The 18,127-nt window shown below is 62.5% G+C and carries 15 protein-coding genes; 10 read left to right on the top strand and 5 right to left on the bottom strand.

Annotation, left to right across the window (positions count from 1 at the left end; genetic code table 11):
• Window positions 1–299: 299 nt before the first annotated feature.
• Both CW354_RS22005 and CW354_RS22000 read right to left on the bottom strand, forming a co-directional pair.
• Window positions 300–536: a putative signal transducing protein gene (locus tag CW354_RS22005; RefSeq protein WP_104832252.1), complete on the bottom strand. Its 237-nt coding sequence runs from the start codon at window positions 534–536 to the stop codon at window positions 300–302.
• A 3-nt stretch (window positions 537–539) separates the two neighbouring features.
• Complete coding sequence (locus CW354_RS22000; RefSeq protein ID WP_104832251.1) at window positions 540–1,727, bottom strand: bifunctional 2-C-methyl-D-erythritol 4-phosphate cytidylyltransferase/2-C-methyl-D-erythritol 2,4-cyclodiphosphate synthase; 1,188 nt, start codon at window positions 1,725–1,727, stop codon at window positions 540–542.
• Between the two features lie 73 nt (window positions 1,728–1,800).
• On the opposite strand from CW354_RS22000, the gene dusB reads away from it, so the two are divergent.
• From dusB to CW354_RS21955, 9 genes are all read left to right on the top strand, one after another.
• Window positions 1,801–2,826 (top strand): tRNA dihydrouridine synthase DusB, encoded by a 1,026-nt coding sequence (dusB, locus tag CW354_RS21995; RefSeq protein ID WP_104832250.1) that lies wholly within the window; start codon window positions 1,801–1,803, stop codon window positions 2,824–2,826.
• 266 nt (window positions 2,827–3,092) lie between these two features.
• Window positions 3,093–5,360: a sensor histidine kinase gene (locus tag CW354_RS21990; RefSeq protein WP_133162415.1), complete on the top strand. Its 2,268-nt coding sequence runs from the start codon at window positions 3,093–3,095 to the stop codon at window positions 5,358–5,360.
• 20 nt (window positions 5,361–5,380) lie between these two features.
• Window positions 5,381–6,769, top strand: a complete 1,389-nt coding sequence (ntrX, locus tag CW354_RS21985; protein WP_104832248.1) for a nitrogen assimilation response regulator NtrX — start codon at window positions 5,381–5,383, stop codon at window positions 6,767–6,769.
• A 45-nt stretch (window positions 6,770–6,814) separates the two neighbouring features.
• The gene (gene trkA, locus CW354_RS21980; protein WP_104832247.1) at window positions 6,815–8,188 is read left to right on the top strand and encodes a Trk system potassium transporter TrkA; all 1,374 of its coding nucleotides are present in this window, start codon (window positions 6,815–6,817) and stop codon (window positions 8,186–8,188) included.
• A gap of 24 nt (window positions 8,189–8,212) precedes the next feature.
• Complete coding sequence (locus CW354_RS21975) at window positions 8,213–9,604, top strand: potassium transporter TrkG (RefSeq protein ID WP_104832246.1); 1,392 nt, start codon at window positions 8,213–8,215, stop codon at window positions 9,602–9,604.
• 5 nt (window positions 9,605–9,609) lie between these two features.
• Window positions 9,610–10,464: a D-amino-acid transaminase gene (gene dat, locus CW354_RS21970; RefSeq protein WP_104832411.1), complete on the top strand. Its 855-nt coding sequence runs from the start codon at window positions 9,610–9,612 to the stop codon at window positions 10,462–10,464.
• 145 nt (window positions 10,465–10,609) lie between these two features.
• The gene (hfq, locus tag CW354_RS21965; RefSeq protein WP_104832245.1) at window positions 10,610–10,852 is read left to right on the top strand and encodes an RNA chaperone Hfq; all 243 of its coding nucleotides are present in this window, start codon (window positions 10,610–10,612) and stop codon (window positions 10,850–10,852) included.
• 172 nt (window positions 10,853–11,024) lie between these two features.
• Entirely contained in the window at window positions 11,025–12,392 is a 1,368-nt protein-coding gene (gene hflX, locus CW354_RS21960) for a GTPase HflX (RefSeq protein WP_104832410.1), read from the top strand.
• Complete coding sequence (locus tag CW354_RS21955) at window positions 12,389–13,201, top strand: inositol monophosphatase family protein (RefSeq protein ID WP_104832244.1); 813 nt, start codon at window positions 12,389–12,391, stop codon at window positions 13,199–13,201. The genes hflX and CW354_RS21955 overlap by 4 nt, the downstream gene beginning before the upstream one ends.
• A 59-nt stretch (window positions 13,202–13,260) precedes the next feature.
• On the opposite strand, the gene CW354_RS21950 is transcribed toward CW354_RS21955, so the two are convergent.
• The 3 genes from CW354_RS21950 to cysD all read right to left on the bottom strand — a co-directional run bounded on the left by CW354_RS21950 (window position 13,261) and on the right by cysD (window position 17,131).
• Window positions 13,261–14,016 carry a VPLPA-CTERM sorting domain-containing protein gene (locus tag CW354_RS21950; protein ID WP_104832243.1) on the bottom strand — a complete coding sequence of 252 codons (756 nt, stop codon included), beginning with the start codon at window positions 14,014–14,016 and terminating at the stop codon, window positions 13,261–13,263.
• 302 nt (window positions 14,017–14,318) lie between these two features.
• Window positions 14,319–16,223 carry a sulfate adenylyltransferase subunit CysN gene (cysN, locus tag CW354_RS21945; RefSeq protein ID WP_104832242.1) on the bottom strand — a complete coding sequence of 635 codons (1,905 nt, stop codon included), beginning with the start codon at window positions 16,221–16,223 and terminating at the stop codon, window positions 14,319–14,321.
• A complete protein-coding gene (cysD, locus tag CW354_RS21940) occupies window positions 16,223–17,131 on the bottom strand; it encodes a sulfate adenylyltransferase subunit CysD (protein ID WP_341476496.1) in 909 nt (302 codons plus the stop codon). Before cysD ends, cysN begins: the two co-directional genes overlap by 1 nt.
• Before the next feature lie 414 nt (window positions 17,132–17,545).
• Between cysD and CW354_RS21935 the strand changes: the two genes are divergently transcribed.
• Entirely contained in the window at window positions 17,546–18,115 is a 570-nt protein-coding gene (locus CW354_RS21935; protein ID WP_104832241.1) for a GbsR/MarR family transcriptional regulator, read from the top strand.
• The last annotated feature ends 12 nt before the right edge of the window (window positions 18,116–18,127 follow it).

Here is an 18,127-nt window from a genome sequence, read left to right as displayed (position 1 = left end):
CTTATCTGCTGAAAACGCCGGAAGAATAGAAGCCTAGCGCTAAGACGCCTCCTATAAGAAGGCTTAACATCAAACCGTAAAGAATAACTGTCCTGCCGACTTTGAGGGCCTTCGTTCTTTCTGTCTTGGAACGCAGAACCGGCAAGACAACCGAGCCGAGAAAAACGAAAAGAACCAAAACGGAAAAAATCGAAAGGAATCGGAAGGCCGTTGCGTCTAGCTGGTCCCGGAATATCTCTACTGAGGCAAAAAGCACTATCAATACGCACAAAAGGAGCATTCTAGCTTTCGGCATTTCACTAGTCTTTGTTGTGCGTGCGGCTGATCTCGTCGCCGATATCGGCCTCGCGCATGATGCGTTTGGCGTCTTCGAAATCGTCGTCGGGCACGAGAATGCGCCGGGGCAGGGCGCCGATGGAGCCGTCCATGATGCTGGCATGCTGGTCGGCGAGCAGAAATTCGATCTCCGCTTCTGACAGAAGGCTCTGAACGAAGCTCAAGAGCGCCGGATTGTTGGTGCGGACAAGTTCTTTCATGGCTTACTCCGTTGCGGGCAGGGCGATCGTCGCCGTCGCCATGGCGGCGAGGCCTTCGCCGCGGCCCGTAAAGCCGAGTTTTTCCGTGGTCGTCGCTTTCACCGAGATGCGGGGCTCGTCGATGTCGAGGATGAGGGCGAGCGCAGCGCGCATGCGATCCCGGTGCGGGCCGATCTTCGGCGTCTCGCAGATCAGCGTCACGTCGCAATGAACGATCTTGCCCTGATATTGGGCGACGAGGTCTCGCGCCTTTTCCAGAAACACATGGCTCGGCGCGCCTTTCCATTGCGGGTCGGAGGGCGGGAAATGATCGCCGATGTCGCCTTCGCCGATGGCGCCTAATATGGCGTCGGTGAGGGCGTGCATGCCCGCGTCTGCGTCGGAATGGCCTTTCAGTTTCTTGTCGTGGGGAATTTCGACGCCGCAGAGCATGACGGCGTTTCCGTCCTCGAAGGCGTGAACGTCATAGCCGTGGCCGGTGCGGTATTCCATTTGATTGTCTTTCCGGCCGAGCAGGGTTTCGGCCATGCCGAAATCTTCAGCCTGGGTCAGTTTCATATTGTCCGGCGAGCCGGGGACGAGCGCCACTACAAGCCCCGCCTCTTCGGCGACCGCGGCGTCGTCGGTCAGCACCTTGCCTTGCGCCGCGCGATGGGCGGCGAGGATCTTGTCGAAGTGAAAGCCCTGCGGCGTTTGCGCCCTCCATAGCGCGTCGCGCGGCACCGTCGTCTCGATCTTGCCGTCCGCGTCTTCGCGCTTGATGGTGTCGTGAACGGGGAGGGCGGCGATGGCGCCGTCCGCCGTGTCGAGGGCGTTGATCACGCGGGTGATGGTCGCTTCGTCGATAAAAGGCCGGGCGGCGTCGTGAATGAGCACGCGCATCGGCTCTTCTGCGACGATGCTTTCCAGGCCGAGCCGCACGGAATCCTGGCGCTCGGCGCCGCCGGTGACGGGCTCCATGAGTTTCTTGTCTTTTAAGAGCGGGCCCATGGCGGCGTCATATTCCTCCCGGTCGTCGCGGTGGATGATGACCCGCACGCCGTCGATATCGGGATGGGCCAGAAAAGCCTCCGCCGTGCGGGCGATGACGGCGCGCCCGCTAAGCTGGCGATATTGCTTAGGCCCGCCCGCCCCGGCGCGGGCGCCGCGCCCGGCGGCGACGATGACAGCGATGGTGTTCAGCTTAACCATGGAATCCCAAAGTTATTTGTAACGTCATGCTTTAGCGGTTAAACACGGCCGCCGCCAACATGAACCCTGAAGAATGTTTTCGATCGCCGACATCACGCTGAAAAACGCCGTCGCTCTGGCGCCCATGTCGGGCGTTTCGGACCTGCCGTTTCGGCGGGCGGTGGCGCGGTTCGGGGCCGGGCTCGTGGTGTCGGAGATGACCGCCTGCGAGGAGCTGGCGCGGGGCCGCCCGGACGTCGTGCGCCGTGCCGAAGGCGACGGCGAGATCTTTCCTTTCGTCGTTCAGCTTGCGGGCCGCGAGGCGCGCTGGATGGCCGAGGGCGCGCGGCTCGCCGAAGCGGCGGGCGCGGACATCATCGACATCAATATGGGCTGCCCCTCGCGCCAGGTGACGGGCGTGCTCTCAGGCTCGGCGCTGATGCGCGATCTCGATCACGCCCTGACGCTGATCGAGGCGACGGTCGGCGCGACGGCGAAACCGGTGACGCTTAAAATGCGTTTGGGCTGGGACTGGAACTCCTTGAATGCGCCGGAGCTCGCAAGCCGCGCCGAAAGCGCCGGGGTGCGGATGGTCACGGTCCATGGCCGCACCCGCAACGATTTCTATACGGGGGTCGCGGACTGGTCCGCGGTGCGCGCGGTGAAGGAAGCGGTCTCGGTTCCGGTCATCGTCAATGGCGACATCACGGACGAGACGACAGCGCGCGAAGCCCTGCAACAGTCCGGCGCCGACGGCGTCATGATCGGGCGCGCGGCGACGGGCCGGCCCTGGCTGCCGGGCGTCGTTGCGAAAGCGCTGGAGACGGGCGGGGCGATGGCGCCGCCGCCGCTGGAGGCGCAGCGCGATGCGGCGCTCGCTCACTATGAAGAGACCATCGCCCATTACGGCGCGCCGCTGGGCGTCCGGATGGCGCGCAAGCATCTGGCGGCGACGGTCGACCATCTGCCCCTCGATCTCGACCCGGCTTTGCGCCGCTCCTTCCGCAGCGCCCTTTGCCGGATCGCTTCGCCGGAGCGGGTGCTGGACGCGCTCGCCGGCTTTTTCGAAGGCGAGACCGGCCTCGAAGAAGAGGTCGCGGCCAGCAAATCCGCCGCCTGAGTCGGCCCGATTCGCGTTGAGCCGGTCTGGAGCCGGTCTGGTCTCGGCCCGGGGCGAAGCCGCCCGCTTTCCCGCAGCCGGACGGCGAAAATTTACCCTGTTTCATTTTGGCAACAAATGTGTTGATTTTCGGCAACAACAGACGCAACATCCTGCTGGTTTGGGGGGCCGTCTGTCCTGCCCGGCGCTTTTCGGAGTCCGAATCGGCAGGGGGCGTGCGGCGAAAACAAACCCGGGCGTGAAGCGCCCTTCAGGATGGCGTGGAGTTGAGTAGTCTGACTCAAAACCAAGGCGATAAAGACAATTCCAGCCGGCGGTTCATACCGCAATGGGCGCTTTCCAACACGACCGCCGCTGCGGCGCTGTTCGGCGCGGGCGCCGTGGCCTTTTTCACAACATGGTTTTTGATGTCGCCGCTGGTCGAGCGCGTCGACCGCAGCTTCCTGATGTGGATGATCATCGGCAACATCGTCATCGCCGCAGGCTTTGCGTTGCTCGTGGGCGTGCGCCTTTTCCACGTCTGGTCGAGCCGGCGCAACCAGCTCGCCGGGTCGCGCACGCATATTCAGCTTGTCGGGATTTTCTCCGCGCTTGCAGTGGTGCCGGCGGTGATCGCCTTTCTGTTCGCTTTTACGATCCTGCGCGCCAGCCTCAACGATGTGTTCAGTGAACGGATCGACCGCTATCAGGAAACGGCGCGCGATCTCGCCCGCGGCCTCATCGACTTCAATTCGTCGGAAGCCCAGCAGACCATCCGCGAAGTCGCCTATGACATTCACCGTCAGGAAGAGGCGGGCATCGGGTTCGAACAGACGCCGATTTCGTTCCGGCGCTATATATTCGCCCAGGCGCAGATCCGCGGCCTGTCGGCGCTTTATCTCATGGACGGGGACATGAATCTCCTGGTCCGGGCGGAGCTCGAACCGGGCAATTACACGCTGCCTTCGGCGGATATCTTCCGCAAGATCGCGGAAAATCCCGCGCCCGGCGGGCCGTTCTTCTTCGGCGTCAATAATGACGAAACCTACGACATGTTCCGGGGGACGCTGCCCATCGAGGATTATGGCGGCGGCTATCTCATCGCCTATTACCGCATCGATCCGCAGACGACGGCGCGCATCATTTCCGCCCGGCAGGTGGTGGAGGACTGGGAGGAGGCCAAGCTCGGCCGCGCCCGGCTCGAACGGGTGTTCCTCGCCGGCTATGTGGTGCTGGCGATCATCATTCTCTTCGGCGCAATCTGGCTTGCGCTGTGGGCGGCGACCCGCTTCGTCCAGCCTATCGGCCGCCTCGTGAACATGGCCGAGCGCGTGTCCGGCGGCGAGCTCGGCGCCCGGGTCGAAGTGCACAAGGAAGACGGCGAGCTTGGCGCGCTGGCGCGCTCGATGAATCACATGACGGCGCAGCTTCAAACGCAACGCGACGATCTCATCGACACCAACCGCCAGTTCGACGAACGCCGCCGCTTCACCGAAGCCGTGCTGTCGGGCGTCTCCGCCGGGGTCATCGGCCTCGCCGCCGACGGGCGCATCACCATCGCCAACAAATCCGCCGCCGAACTCCTCGGCGAAGATCCGGGCAAGCTCACCGGCCAGAACATCAAGGAGATCATGCCGGAGCTCGCCGGGCTTCTGGAGCAGTCGGAGCAATCTTCTTATGCGGAGGTGGGCAACCAGATCGACATCGCCCGCCATGGCCGCGTCAGAACGCTCAATGTGCGGGTCGTCAAAGACCTTGCCGGCGAGGGCGGGCGTTACGTCGCGACCTTCGACGACATCACCCAGCTGATCTCCGCTCAGCGCAACGCCGCCTGGGGCGACGTGGCGCGGCGCATCGCCCATGAGATCAAGAACCCGCTGACGCCGATCCAGCTTTCGGCGGAACGGCTCAGGCGCAAATACCGCAGCGAGATCCAGTCGAACCCGGACGTCTTCGAACGCTGCACCGAAACCATCATTCGCCAGGTCAGCGATATTGGCCGCATGGTCGACGAATTCTCGTCTTTCGCGCGCATGCCCAAGCCGGTCATCAACAGCGAGGATCTGCGCGAGCTCGTCAAGGCGGCGGTGTTTCCGCAGAAAGTCGCTTTTCCCGACGTGGAGTTCACAGTGGAGGGGCTCGACGCGCCGGCCTATGTGGAATGCGACGGGCGGCTTATCGTGCAGGCCCTGTCCAATCTCTTGAAGAACGCAGCGGAGTCGATCGGCGCGAGGATTGCCGAAGACGAAGACGGCGTTCCGGGCCGCATTGTGGTGCGCATTGAAAATGACGGTCCCTTGTCGAGAGTCCATATCACCGATAACGGGATCGGCTTGCCGAAAGAGGAACGCCACCGGCTCGCCGAACCTTACATGACCACCCGCGCCAAAGGCACCGGGCTCGGGCTTGCGATCGTCAAGAAGGTCGCGGAAGAACATGGCGGATCGCTTGAATTCGCCGACGATCAGTCGCTGGGCCCCACCGGCGCGCGGATCACCATGTCATTATTGCGGGAGAAAACCGGCGCGGCGGCGCAAGTCGCGGCGGCGGAATAAGATCAGGGAAGAAGGCGCATATGAGTATCGATGTTCTAATTGTCGACGACGAGGAAGACATCCGGGAGCTCATCTCGGGGATCCTCGAGGATGAAGGCTTTTCGCCCCGGGCGGCGGCGAATTCGACCGAGGCGCTCGCCGCCGTGCGCGACCGCCTGCCGTCGCTCGTCATTCTCGACGTCTGGCTGCAGAACTCCGAAATGGACGGGATCGAAATCCTGGAAGCGTTGAAAAAACTGCATCCTGAAATTCCCGTCGTCATTATTTCCGGACACGGAACGATCGAGACCGCCGTCGCTGCGATCAAGAAAGGCGCTTACGACTTTGTCGAAAAGCCGTTCAACGCCGACCGGCTGATCCTCGCCGCCACGCGCGCTCTCGAGACGGCGCGACTCACCCGCGAGGTTTCGGAGCTGCGCGAGCGCGCGCCCGACTGGGGGCTGATCGGGTCGTCCGCCGCCGTCGCATCCTTGCGCAATGTCATCGAACGCGTCGCCGACGCCCGTTCGCGGGTTCTCATCTCCGGTCCGCCGGGCTCCGGCAAGGAAATGATCGCGCGGCTTCTGCATGCGCGCTCGAGCCGCAACACGCGGCCTTTCGTGGTCGCCAGCGCCGCCTCCATCGCGCCGGACCGCATGGAGGAGGAGCTGTTCGGCATCGAGGATGAAAGCGGCGACACGCGCGCCGTCGGTCTTCTGGAAAGGGCCCATGGCGGCACCTTGATGTTCGACGAAATCTCGGACATGCCGCTCGAAACCCAGGGCAAGATCCTGCGCGTTCTCGTGGAGCAGCGCTTTAAGCGCGTCGGCGCCCAGAAAGCGGTGGAGGTCGATGTGCGCATCGTCTCGACCACCTCACAGGACCTCCTGGCGCTCGCCGGCGAAGGCCGCTTCCGCGAGGATCTCTTTCATCGCCTTAACGTGGTTTCGATCAACGCGCCGGGGCTCGACGAACGCCGCGAGGACATCCCCGCGCTCACGGCGTTTTTTGTCGACCGCATCGCCAAGTCGTCGGGCCTGCCGAAGCGCCCGCTCTCGGCCGAAGCCATGGCGGCGCTGCAGGCCTGCGCCTGGCCGGGCAATGTCCGCCAGTTGCGGAACGTCATCGAGCGCACGCTCATCCTTATGGGCCGCGATCCGGAAATAGAGATCACCTGCGAGCACCTGCCTACGGAGGTCATGGATTCAGGCCTGTCGATTCCGGCGGGCGAGGGGCTCGAACAGATCATCACGCTCCCCTTGCGCGAGGCGCGCGAGCGTTTCGAGCGCGAATATCTGATTGCGCAGATCAACCGATTCGGCGGCAATATCTCCCGCACGGCGGCGTTCATCGGCATGGAGCGCTCGGCGCTGCACCGCAAGCTCAAAGCCCTCGGCGTCAACGGCCAGGCGCGCATTGAAAGCGCCTAAGCGCCCGGTTAAGACCCGCGAGGCGAAAAGAAAGAGGATCGGATCATGCGCGTGATCGTTTGCGGCGCCGGCCGCGTCGGCGTCGGCATCGCCCGGCGCCTTTCGCATGAGAACAATGAAGTGACGGTGGTCGATCAGTCGAAAGAGCTGATCCGCGCCGTCACCGAACGTCTCGACGTGCGCGGCGTCGTCGGCAACGGCGCTTATCCCGAAACCTTGGAGGAAGCGGGCGCGCGCGAAGCGGACATGGTCATCGCCGTCACCTTTTCCGACGAGGTGAACATGGTGGCCTGCCAGATCGCCCATTCGCTGTTCAAGGTGCCGACCAAGATCGCCCGGGTGCGCGCGCAAGGTTATCTCGACCCGCGCTATTCCGACATCTTCTCGCGCAACCACCTGCCCATCGACGTCGTCATCTCGCCGGAACGCGAAGTCTCCGAAGCGATCACCCAGCGCATGTCGACGCCCGGCGCTTTCGAACTCAAGACCTTTGTCGACGGGCGGGTCTGGGCGGTGGGCGTCAAGCTGCGCGAGGATTGCGCCATCGTGAACACGCCCCTGCGCCAGGTGGCGGAGCTGTTCCCGGATCTCAAGATCACGATTGTTGCAGTCAAGCGCGGCGATCACATCTGGCGCGCCCATTCCGGCGACATGCTCGAAGCCGGCGACCGCGTGTTTTTCATCGCCGACCGCGCCGATGTTTCCCGCGCGCTCGAAATCATGGGCGAGGCGGCGCGTCAGGCGCGGCGCGTCATCATTGTCGGCGGCGGCAATATCGGCCTGTTCGTCGCCAAGGGGCTCGAGAAAATGGGCGCGATGAAAATCCGTCTCATCGAGCGCAACCGCAAGCGCGCGGAGATCATCGCCGAGGAGCTCGAGCGCACGATTGTGTTGCAGGGCGACGGGCTCGATCGCAGCATCTTGCGCGAAGCCGGCGTTTCGGAAGCGGAAACCGTGGTCGCCGTCACCGACAACGACCAGGTCAACATTCTCGCCGGCGTCGTCGCCAAGCGCGAAGGCTCGCGCCGGGCCATGGCGCTGATCAACGACCAGGATTACGGGCCGATCAGCGAAGCCGTGGGGGTCGACCGCTATGTGGATCCGCGCGCTACGACCATTTCAACGATCCTCCAGCATATCCGCCGCGGACGCATTAAAGGCGTCTATTCGTTGTCCGACGGCGATGCTGAGCTGATCGACGCCGTGGCGCTCGAAACCTCGCCGCTTGTCGGCAAACCCCTGCGCGAGGCGAACCTGCCCGAAGGCGTGATGATCGGCGCCGTTTATCGCGACAACGAGGTGCAAATGCCCACGGGCGACATGGTGATCAACGCCGGCGACCGCGTCGTTTTGATGTCCATGCGCGAAAACGTCAAAGACGTCGAACAGATGTTCCGCGTCAGCATCGAATATTTTTAAGGCGCGCATGCGCATGGCCGCATCATGGCGTTGACGAGCATTCTGCGCAGTACGGCGGCGTTGCTGCTGATTCTCGCCGCCGCCATGATCGCGCCGATGATCATGGCGTTCGCCAATGGCGAGCAAACCGCCGGGGCTTACCTGTTCGCCTTTTCGACGGCGCTTCTGTTCGGCGCCGGGGCTTACGCCGCCGGGCTCGGCAAGCGCTACCCTTCAGGCTTTCGCGGCGCGATGATCGTCGTTCTGGTCTGGTGGATCGTCATTCCCCTGTTCGCGGCGCCGCCGATCATGGCGGAAGGCTTAAGCTTCGCCGACGCCTATTTCGAAACGGTCTCGGCAATGACGACCACCGGCGCCTGGCTGTCCCATAACAGCGCCATTGCAACGCGCGCCGGCGCCCTCTGGCGGGCCGAGCTGCAATGGCTGGGCGGGCTCGGTTCTCTCGCCATCGCCGCGGCGATTTTCATCCGCCCCGCCTTTATCGGCATCGACACGCTGTTGCCGCCGTTTTCCCGCGGCGAACAGGACTCTTATCTGCGGCCCTTGCGCAATGCGGTGGTGTCCTTTTCGGGCGTATATCTGATCGTGACGCTTGCGGCGTTTTCCGCCATCGCCGTCGCCGGCGCGCCGACTCTCGACGCGGTGATCATGGCGATGACGACGGCGGCGTCCGGCGGCTTCATTCCCCATGACCGCGGTCTCGCCGGGTACTCCACCGGCGTCGAAACCGCGATTTTCTTTTTCACGCTGCTGGGCGGCGTCAATTTCGTTCTTCTGGCTCGCGTGATGAAAGGCGAGCGCGAGCGGCTGCGCGATATTGAAACCGGCGCCTATCTGATGATCGTCCTGTGGGCGGCGGTGCTTTTCTGGATCACCGCCGGGGCCGGGGACGTCATTCTGCTCGCGCCGCAGCTTTTCAACGCGGCCTCTCTCGTCACCACCAACGGCTATCTCATCGGCGAGGCCCCGCCGCTGCTTGTGGCGCTCGTCACCTCGATCATCGGCGCGGCCGCCGTGTCGACCGCCGGCGGTTTCAAGATCCTGCGCTGGCTCGTCATCATGCGCCGGGCGCGGGAGGAAATCCGCCGCCTGATCACGCCGAGCGCGATTTTCGGAACGCGCCGCGTGGTGAACGAATTCGGCGTGTGGATGCATTTTCTCGTTTTCACGCTGACGCTCGCCGGGCTCTTGCTGGCGCTGTCCATGGGCGGGCATTCTTTTGATCTGGCTGCTGCGGCGGCCACGGCGGCGCTGTCGAACACCGGCCCGCTGATCGGGCTTGCGGCGGAACATGCAGACGGTTACGCCGTCTTTCAGGAGCCTTTACGCTGGCTGCTTCTCGGGGCCATGATCCTTGGCCGGCTCGAAGCGGCGGTGGCGCTCGCCCTTGTCAACCGCACCTTCTGGAGATGGTGATCCCGATGTCGCGCATTGCTTATGTCAACGGCCAGTATGTTCCCGTCTCGAAGGCGATGGTGCATATCGAGGATCGCGGCTATCAGTTCGCAGACGGCATTTACGAAGTCTGCACCGTGGTGAACGGCCGCTATTGGGACATGGAGGGCCATCTGGCGCGGCTCGACCGGTCCTTGCGCGAGTTGCAAATGGACGCGCCCATGGATCACGCCGCGCTGAGAGTCGTGATGAAAGAGGTCGTGCGGCGCAACCGGCTTAAAAACGCGCTCGTTTACATGCAGGTGACCCGGGGCGTCGCGCCGCGCAACCACGCCTTTCCGCCCGAAGGCACGCCGCCTTCGCTGGTCATCACGGCGCGCCGGTTCAATCTCAATCGCGGTGACGCGCTTGCGGAAAGCGGCGTCTCCGTCATCAGCCATCCGGATATTCGCTGGGGCCGGGTCGACATTAAGACGGTCGGCCTTTTGCCCAATGCGCTGGCCAAACAGGCGGCGAGCGAAGCCGGCGCCTATGAAGCGTTTTTGGTTCGCGACGGCTATGTCACGGAATGCTCCTCTTCGAACGCCTGGATCGTCGATGAGAGCGGGGCGCTCGTCACCCATCCCAAGGGAAACACCATCCTTGGCGGCATCACCCGCCAGACCGCCATCGCCTGCGCCGAAGAGCTCCAGATCAAGGTGATCGAGCGTCCGTTCACCCTGGAGGAGGCCAAGGCCGCGCCGGAGGCGTTCCTGACCTCGGCGACTTCCTTCGTCACCCCGGTCACCGCCATCGACGGGGTGCGAATCGGGTCGGGCAAGCCCGGCCCCGTGGCCCGCCGGCTGCGGGAAGCTTACAAGGCGCGGGCCGCAAGGGGCTGAAAAACCAGCCTTTTATCCCCATATCAGGGTTAAATTGCAGAACTTGACGCCTTACGGGCCTTAAACCAGTTGCAAGCCCCGATTTTCCGCGTCAGTATGTTTGCTGCGCTGCAATAAAAATAACCGACTCGGAGAAGCGGGATAAATGACGGAAAAGAAACAAAACTTGCAGGACACGTTCCTGAATCACGTTCGCAAGACGAAAATCCCGGTGACGATTTTCCTCGTGAATGGCGTGAAATTGCAGGGCATCGTGAGCTGGTTCGACAATTTCTGCGTGTTGTTGAAACGCGACGGCCACGCCCAGCTTGTTTACAAGCACGCGATTTCCACGGTCATGCCGCAATCTCCGGTCACGCTCTGGGACGGCGATGACGCGGGCGAATAAACCCCGCCGGATCGCGTGAGCCTTGCGCGGCTTTTAAAGCTGGAAAACGCCGAGCCCAAGGGCGGCCCGCGAAAACGCGTGAGCGATTTTTCGCCACAGCGCCGCGGCAATCGAAATTTTACACCGTGATGCGCGATTCTGAAATCACGCATCATGCTGTAGTATGGTGGACATGACGGAAGCCAAATCGTCTGAAAATCTCTTTGCGGTTGTCGTCCACCCCGCCATTCGCGGGGAGGAGGGATTGCGAGACCCTGAGGCGCGGCTTGAAGAAGCCGTGGGCCTGGCGGCGGCTATTGACCTTGAGGTTGTGGCGTCGGAAATCGCGCCGGTCGTCAAGCCGCGCCCGGCGACGTTGATGGGCGCCGGCAAGGTCGAAGAGATCAAGGCGCGGCTCGACGGTTTCGAACCGCGCCCGGCGCTTGTCATCATCGACGGCGCCTTGACGCCGGTGCAGCACCGCAATCTCGAACGCGAACTGAACGCGAAAGTGCTCGACCGCACGGCGCTCATTCTCGAAATTTTCGGCGATCGCGCGCAGACGGCGGAAGGCCGGCTGCAGGTCGATCTCGCCCATCTCAATTATCAGCGCTCGCGGCTGGTGCGCTCCTGGACCCACCTCGAGCGTCAGCGCGGCGGCGCCGGTTTTCTCGGCGGTCCCGGCGAACGCCAGATCGAAAGCGACCGGCGCGCGCTTGACGACAAGATCGTCCGTCTCAAGAAGAAACTGGAGGACGTCCGGCGCACGCGCACGCTTCAGCGCGCCAAGCGTAAGCGCGCGCCGCATCCCATCGTTGCGCTTGTGGGCTACACCAACGCCGGCAAGTCGACGCTGTTCAACCGGCTGACGCATTCGCGCGTCATGGCGGAGGATCTTCTGTTCGCCACGCTCGACCCGACCATGCGCGCCATCGACCTGCCGTCCGGCGTGGGGGCGATCCTGTCCGACACGGTGGGCTTCATCTCCGATCTGCCGACGCAGCTCGTGGCCGCTTTCCGCGCCACGCTCGAAGAGGTGCTCGAAGCCGACGTCATCGTTCATGTGCGCGACATCGCCCATCCCGATTCCGACGCCCAGCGGGCGGACGTGGTGAAGGTGCTGGGCGAACTCGGGATCAAAGGAGAAGATTCGCGCCCGGTGATCGAAGCCCTGAACAAGATCGACCTTCTCGATGAAGACGAGCGCCTCGACGTGGAAGCGATTGCGCGTTTGTCTCAGACCGGCGAGCCGGGAACGCTCGCCGCGCCCGTGCGCGCGGCGATTTCCGCCGAGACGGGCGAGGGCGTCGCGCATCTGCTGGATCTTATCGAGGAGGCGCTGACCGCGGAGCATGAGACGGTGACGATCCGTCTGCCGTCGCCTTTCGGTGCGGCGCGCGCCTGGCTCCACGATCGCGCCGACATTCTCGACGAAACGCCCAGCGGCGAAGATATGATCATCACGGCGCGCCTGTCGAAAAAGACCGAAGGACAGTTCTTCAAACTCTACCCGGACGCAATCGTCGCCGCTGACGACGACCTGTCAGAAAAGCGCGCATGATTGTCGATCCTGAAAAAGCCGCAGCGCTGATCGCCGAGATCGCGGAAGAAGAGATCATGCCCCGTTTCGGCGCGCTCGCCGAACATGAGATCGACACGAAGTCGGGGCCTGAGGATTTCGTCACCGCCGCCGATCATGCAGCCGAAGCGCGCCTCGAAAAAGCGCTTGGCGGGCTTTATCCGGGCGCGGCGTTTATTGGCGAGGAAAGCGCCGCCGCCGATCTCTCGCTGGTTTCGCGCCTTGATCATGAACGCGGCGCCTTCTGGATCGTCGATCCCCTCGACGGCACGCGCAATTTCGTCCATGGCCGACGCGAATTCGCGACTATTGTCGCGCTTATCGAGAACGGCGAAATCCGGCAAGGCTGGATTTATGCGATCCCGGACCGCGCCTGCGCCATCGGCTCGAAAGGCGACGGCGCGGCCTGGCGGGGCGCGCCTTTAGGGCCGGTGGCGGCGCCGGACGGCAAAATGAGCGGCTATCGCGGCATGAACTCCATGGCGCCGGCCTGGAAAGACCGCATCATGGACGCGCTGAAGAAAAATTTCGAGAGCGAGCGCGCCCGCTGCTCCGCCTACGCCTATATCAATCTTGCGCGCGGGGAGAAGGATTTCGCCGTTTATTCGCGGGTCAATCCCTGGGATCACGCCGCCGGCGTCTTGCTGTTGCGCGAGATCGGCGGGCGCGCCGCCTACCTCGACGATGAAAGCCCTTACGCGCCCCGGCTCACCGTGGGCCGGCCGCTTCTCGTTTCGGGAAGCCGGGAGATATGGGCGCGCGCCGCCGCCTTTCTTGAAAACGGCGTTTAAGTTCAAAAACAAAAAACGCCGCCCGAAGGCGGCGTTTTGTTGTTCAGATGAGCTCAGGCTTAAGCGGCTTTGCGCTTTTTGCGGCCGAAGAAGCCGAGCGCGCCGACGCCCGACAGGAGCAATGGCAGGGCCGCAGGCAGCGGCACTTCGCTCGGCGGCGGCGCCACGTCTTCCGTGATGCCCGCATAACGGACATCTTCTTGCGAGAAGTTGTAAAATCCGAAAGCGCCGTCTGAGAACGAGCCGGTCACGTAAAGTTCGAGAACGTCGTCGACATAAACGCTGATATAGCTGGATGTGAAGTTAAGATCGAACTTGTAGGTCGTGTTGTCTTCCCAGCCCGTGTCGCCGAGATTGTTGGCCCTGTCGAGAAGCTCGACATTGCCTGTATGTGTCCAGGTGTCCGCAGTCACGTCCGTGCCGCCTGCCTGGATAGGGCCGGTGACGCGCGAAATGGACATGCCTTCTTCCCAGCCGCTTTGGTCGCCCTGTTTCCAGTCGATGAGGATGAAATCCGTGTCATCGTTGCCGTCGATGTCGCCCTGCGTGTAGCCGAGAACGAAGCCGATAAAGTCGTTATCGGCCGTAGTCTCCACCGTGATGGAGCCGGACAGAGACTTGCCCTGGCTGTTTTCGCCGTTGTGAAAAACCGTCGGCGGGCTGTTCAGCGACTGGAACACGCTGTTGTTGTCGCCCGCCAGCGTCCAGTTCCCGTTGCCGTCGACGGTCCAGCTTGAAAGGTCGACGGGCGCGGCATGGGCCTGCGCGGCGAACAGGGCGGACGCCACCGCAATGGCTGATAATTTGTGTCGCATAGTGCTCCCCACATAACGTAAATACGGCGTTAGGGTTGCCGATTTACAAATGTAGCGCAACCCGTATCCCCCTGAATTTTCAAAAAATAGGGGGCCGGCTTCAAAAACTAGGTGTGTAGCGCGAACTCTCCGCGACCCTTACGTGTTTTTAGCATGCTGTGCGTTATTTTACGTTGAATTCGCGCTAGCGCCTTACGCACGAATCTATCCCTCCGCCGAAGGGCTGGCTGGCGTGTTAACGATCGCTATGACGTTATTATGGATGCTAGCGAAATTATGGATGCTGGCGAAATAAGCGCTGCTTACCCCGCCAGATAGCCGTTCTTTTCGAGATAATCGACAATCCGGGTCGCGGCGTCCGCCGCCGACATCTCCGCCGTGTTGAGATCGAGCTCGGCGTTTTCCGGCGCTTCATAGTCGCTGTCGATGCCGGTGAAGTTCTTGATCTCGCCGCGCCGCGCGCGCGCATAGAGCCCTTTGACGTCGCGCTGTTCGCAGACTTCGAGCGGCGTCGAGATATAGACCTCCACGAACTCGCCGTCTTCCACCACGTCGCGCGCCATGCGCCGCTCGCTCTGGAAGGGCGAGATGAAGGAAACGAGCACGATCAGCCCGGCGTCGACCATGAGCCGCGCGGTTTCCCCGACGCGGCGGATGTTTTCGACCCGGTCGGCGTCGGTGAAGCCGAGATCCTTGTTGAGGCCGTGGCGCACATTGTCGCCGTCGAGCGTGTAGGTGTGCCGGCCCATGTCATGGAGGCGCTTTTCAACGAGGTTCGCCACCGTCGATTTGCCGGAGCCCGAAAGTCCGGTGAACCACAAGACGCATGGCTTCTGGTGCTTGGCGCTCGCCCGCACGGTTTTGTTGACGTCGAGATCCTGCCAGTGGACGTTCTTCGCCCGCCTGAGGGAGAAGTCGATCATGCCGACGCCGATGGTGGCGTTGGTGCGCCGGTCGATGAGGATGAAAGACCCCGTCTTCGGATTGTCCTTGTAGGGGTCGAAGGCGATCGGCTGGGCCAGGTTGAAATTGCAGAAGCCGACTTCGTTGAGCTCCATGGTCTTGCCGGACATATGCTCCAGCGTGTTGACGTTGACCTTGTGTTTCAGCTCCGTGACCGTCGCGGGAATAGTGCGGTTCGCGGTTTTCAACAGATATTGCCGGCCCGGGTAAAGCGCGTCTTCGCCCATCCAGAGGAGATGTGCGGCGAACTGGTCGGTCTGTTCCGCCGGCGCCTTGCCGGCGCAGATGATGTCGCCGCGGGAAATGTCGATCTCGTCTTCCAGCGTCAGGGTCACCGCCATGTCGGGGCGCGCTTCGGCGAGTTCGCCGTCATGCGTGACAATGCTTTTCACTTTAGAGCGCTTGGCCGATGGCAGGACGACGATCTCATCGCCGGGCTTGACGACGCCGCTGGCGACGGTGCCGGAAAAGCCGCGGAAATCGAGATTGGGCCGGTTCACCCATTGCACGGGCAGGCGGAAGGGCTTTTCTTCTAGCCGCCCGCGCACCTTGACCGTTTCCAGATAGGGCAGGAGCGCGCAGCCCTGATACCAGCCGGTTTCGCTGCTCTGTTTGGTGATGTTGACGCCTTCGAGCGCCGACATCGGGATGCAGGTGATCGATTCGAAACCGAGGTCTTTAGCGAAAGCGCGGTAATCGGCTTCTATCCTGTCGAAGGTGCTTTCGGAATAATCGACGAGGTCCATCTTGTTGATGGCGACGACCACATGGCGGATGCCGAGGAGCGAGACGATATAGGAGTGTCGGCGGGTCTGCGTCAGGACGCCCTTGCGCGCGTCGACGAGAATGACCGCAAGGTCCGCGGTCGAGGCGCCGGTCGCCATATTGCGGGTGTATTGCTCGTGGCCCGGCGTGTCGGCGACGATGAATTTGCGTTTTTCCGTTGAGAAGAAACGATAGGCGACGTCGATGGTGATGCCCTGTTCGCGCTCGGCGGCGAGGCCGTCGACGAGGAGGGCGAAGTCGATCTTCTCGCCTTGCGTGCCGTGTTTCTTGGTGTCGCTTTCAAGCGCTGAAATCTGGTCGTCGTAAAGCAGTTTCGAATCGTAGAGCAGGCGCCCGATCAGGGTCGACTTGCCGTCGTCGACGCTGCCGCAGGTGATGAAGCGCAGCATGGATTTCTTCTCATGCGCGGCGAGATATTCGATGACGTCGTCGGAGGGTTTGAGCGTCGAAACGGACATTAGAAATACCCTTCCTGTTTCTTCTTCTCCATGGACGCCGCCTGGTCGTGGTCGATGACACGGCCCTGGCGCTCGGACGTGGTGGCGACCAGCATTTCCTTGATGATTTCGGGCAGGGTCGTCGCGGTCGAGCGCACGGCGCCGGTCAGCGGATAGCAGCCGAGGGTGCGGAAGCGCACCATTTCCTTCTTGGGCGTCTGGCCGTCGAGCGGCATGCGCTCGTCATCGACCATGATGAGCGCGCCGTCGCGCTCCACCACCGGGCGTTCGGCGGCGAAATAAAGCGGCACGATGGGGATGCTCTCGCGATAGATATATTGCCAGATATCGAGCTCGGTCCAATTGGAGAGCGGGAAGACGCGGATCGATTCGCCCTTGTTGATGCGCGTGTTGTAGATGTTCCAGAGCTCCGGGCGCTGATTTTTCGGGTCCCAGCGATGCTCGCGCGAGCGGAAGGAGAAGATGCGTTCTTTCGCGCGGGATTTCTCCTCGTCGCGCCGCGCGCCGCCGAAGGCCGCGTCGAACTTGTATTTGTCGAGCGCCTGTTTCAGGCTTTGCGTCTTCATGATGTCGGTGTGAAGCTGCGAGCCGTGGGTGAAGGGGCCGACGCCTTGCTCCACGCCTTCCTGATTGATGTGGACGATGAGATCGAGGCCGAGCTTCGCCGTCATCTCGTCGCGGAACTGGATCATCTCCCGGAACTTCCAGGTGGTGTCCACATGCATGACCGGGAAGGGCGGTTTCGACGGATAGAACGCCTTCATGGCGAGATGCAGCATCACCGCGGAGTCCTTGCCGACGGAATAGAGCATCACCGGATTTTCCGCTTCCGAGGCGACCTCGCGCATGATGTGAATCGATTCCGCTTCGAGCCGGTCGAGATGGGTCATGGTTGAGGGCGTCAACAGGCCCGTCTCGTCATTGGCCGGACTGGCGGCGGTGTCGGGGGCAGCGCTTTCGGCGCTGGGGCTTGCGCCGGATTGCAGCTCGGCGAGGCGCGCCCGCGCCGTTTCCAGGGTCTTCAGCGTGCATTGCCCGCCGGCCTCGAGCCGGGCGATCGCCTTGCCGTCATTGAAGAGCTTGCGGCTGATGGTGGAGACCGAAAGGCCCGTGCTTTCAGCGGCGGCTTTCGCCTGGTTCAGAAGAGTGGTGATTTCCGACATTGGGACATTACCCACGTTTGCGCGACAAGATTGCCGACCTTTTCAGCACAACATCGTGGGATATGCAAGTTTCTTACGCATTAAACCGGTAATCGTGGGATTAATCCAACGATTCCGAATTTTATTGGCTTGGCTCTCTGTTTTTCCTAAATTTCTGTCATGACAGAAATAACTGTAAATAGTGCTGAGCTCAGCCCCGCCATCAAGCGCTTCGTTCTTCACTGGGGCGATCTCGGGGGGCAATGGGGCGTCAATCGCTCCGTGGCGCAGATCCATGCGCTGCTCCTGGTAAGCGACAAGCCGATGAACGCCGAAGACATCGCCGAGGCGCTCGGCCTTGCGCGTTCCAATGTCTCGAACTCGGTGAAAGAGCTTCTGACCTGGGACCTCGTCCGGCGCGCGCCGGTGGCCGGCGACCGCCGCGACCATTTCGAGGCGGAAAGCGACATGTGGGAGATGGTTTCGCGCATCGTCGCCATGCGCAAAGCCCGCGAGCTCGACCCGGCGGCGAAGGTTCTCGACTCGTGTCTGACCGATGCGAAGGAAGACCCGGCGGCGGGCGAGGCGGCGGTCAAGCGCCTTTCCGATTTGCAGGAGCTGATCGGGCTGCTCGACGGCTGGTACGCGCAGATGAACAAGCTGCCGAAATCGCGCCTCTTGCCCTTGATCCGTATGGGAACGAAAGCCGTCGATTTGCTGGCGCCTTTTATGGGCAAGAAAAAGGAGTGACGCCAAAACATT

This window comes from Hyphococcus luteus (assembly GCF_002943565.1).
GTDB classification, from domain to species: domain Bacteria; phylum Pseudomonadota; class Alphaproteobacteria; order Caulobacterales; family Parvularculaceae; genus Hyphococcus; species Hyphococcus luteus.
The sequence above is the reverse complement of the archived record's forward strand: the minus strand, read 5'-3'. Positions and strand labels throughout refer to the sequence as shown.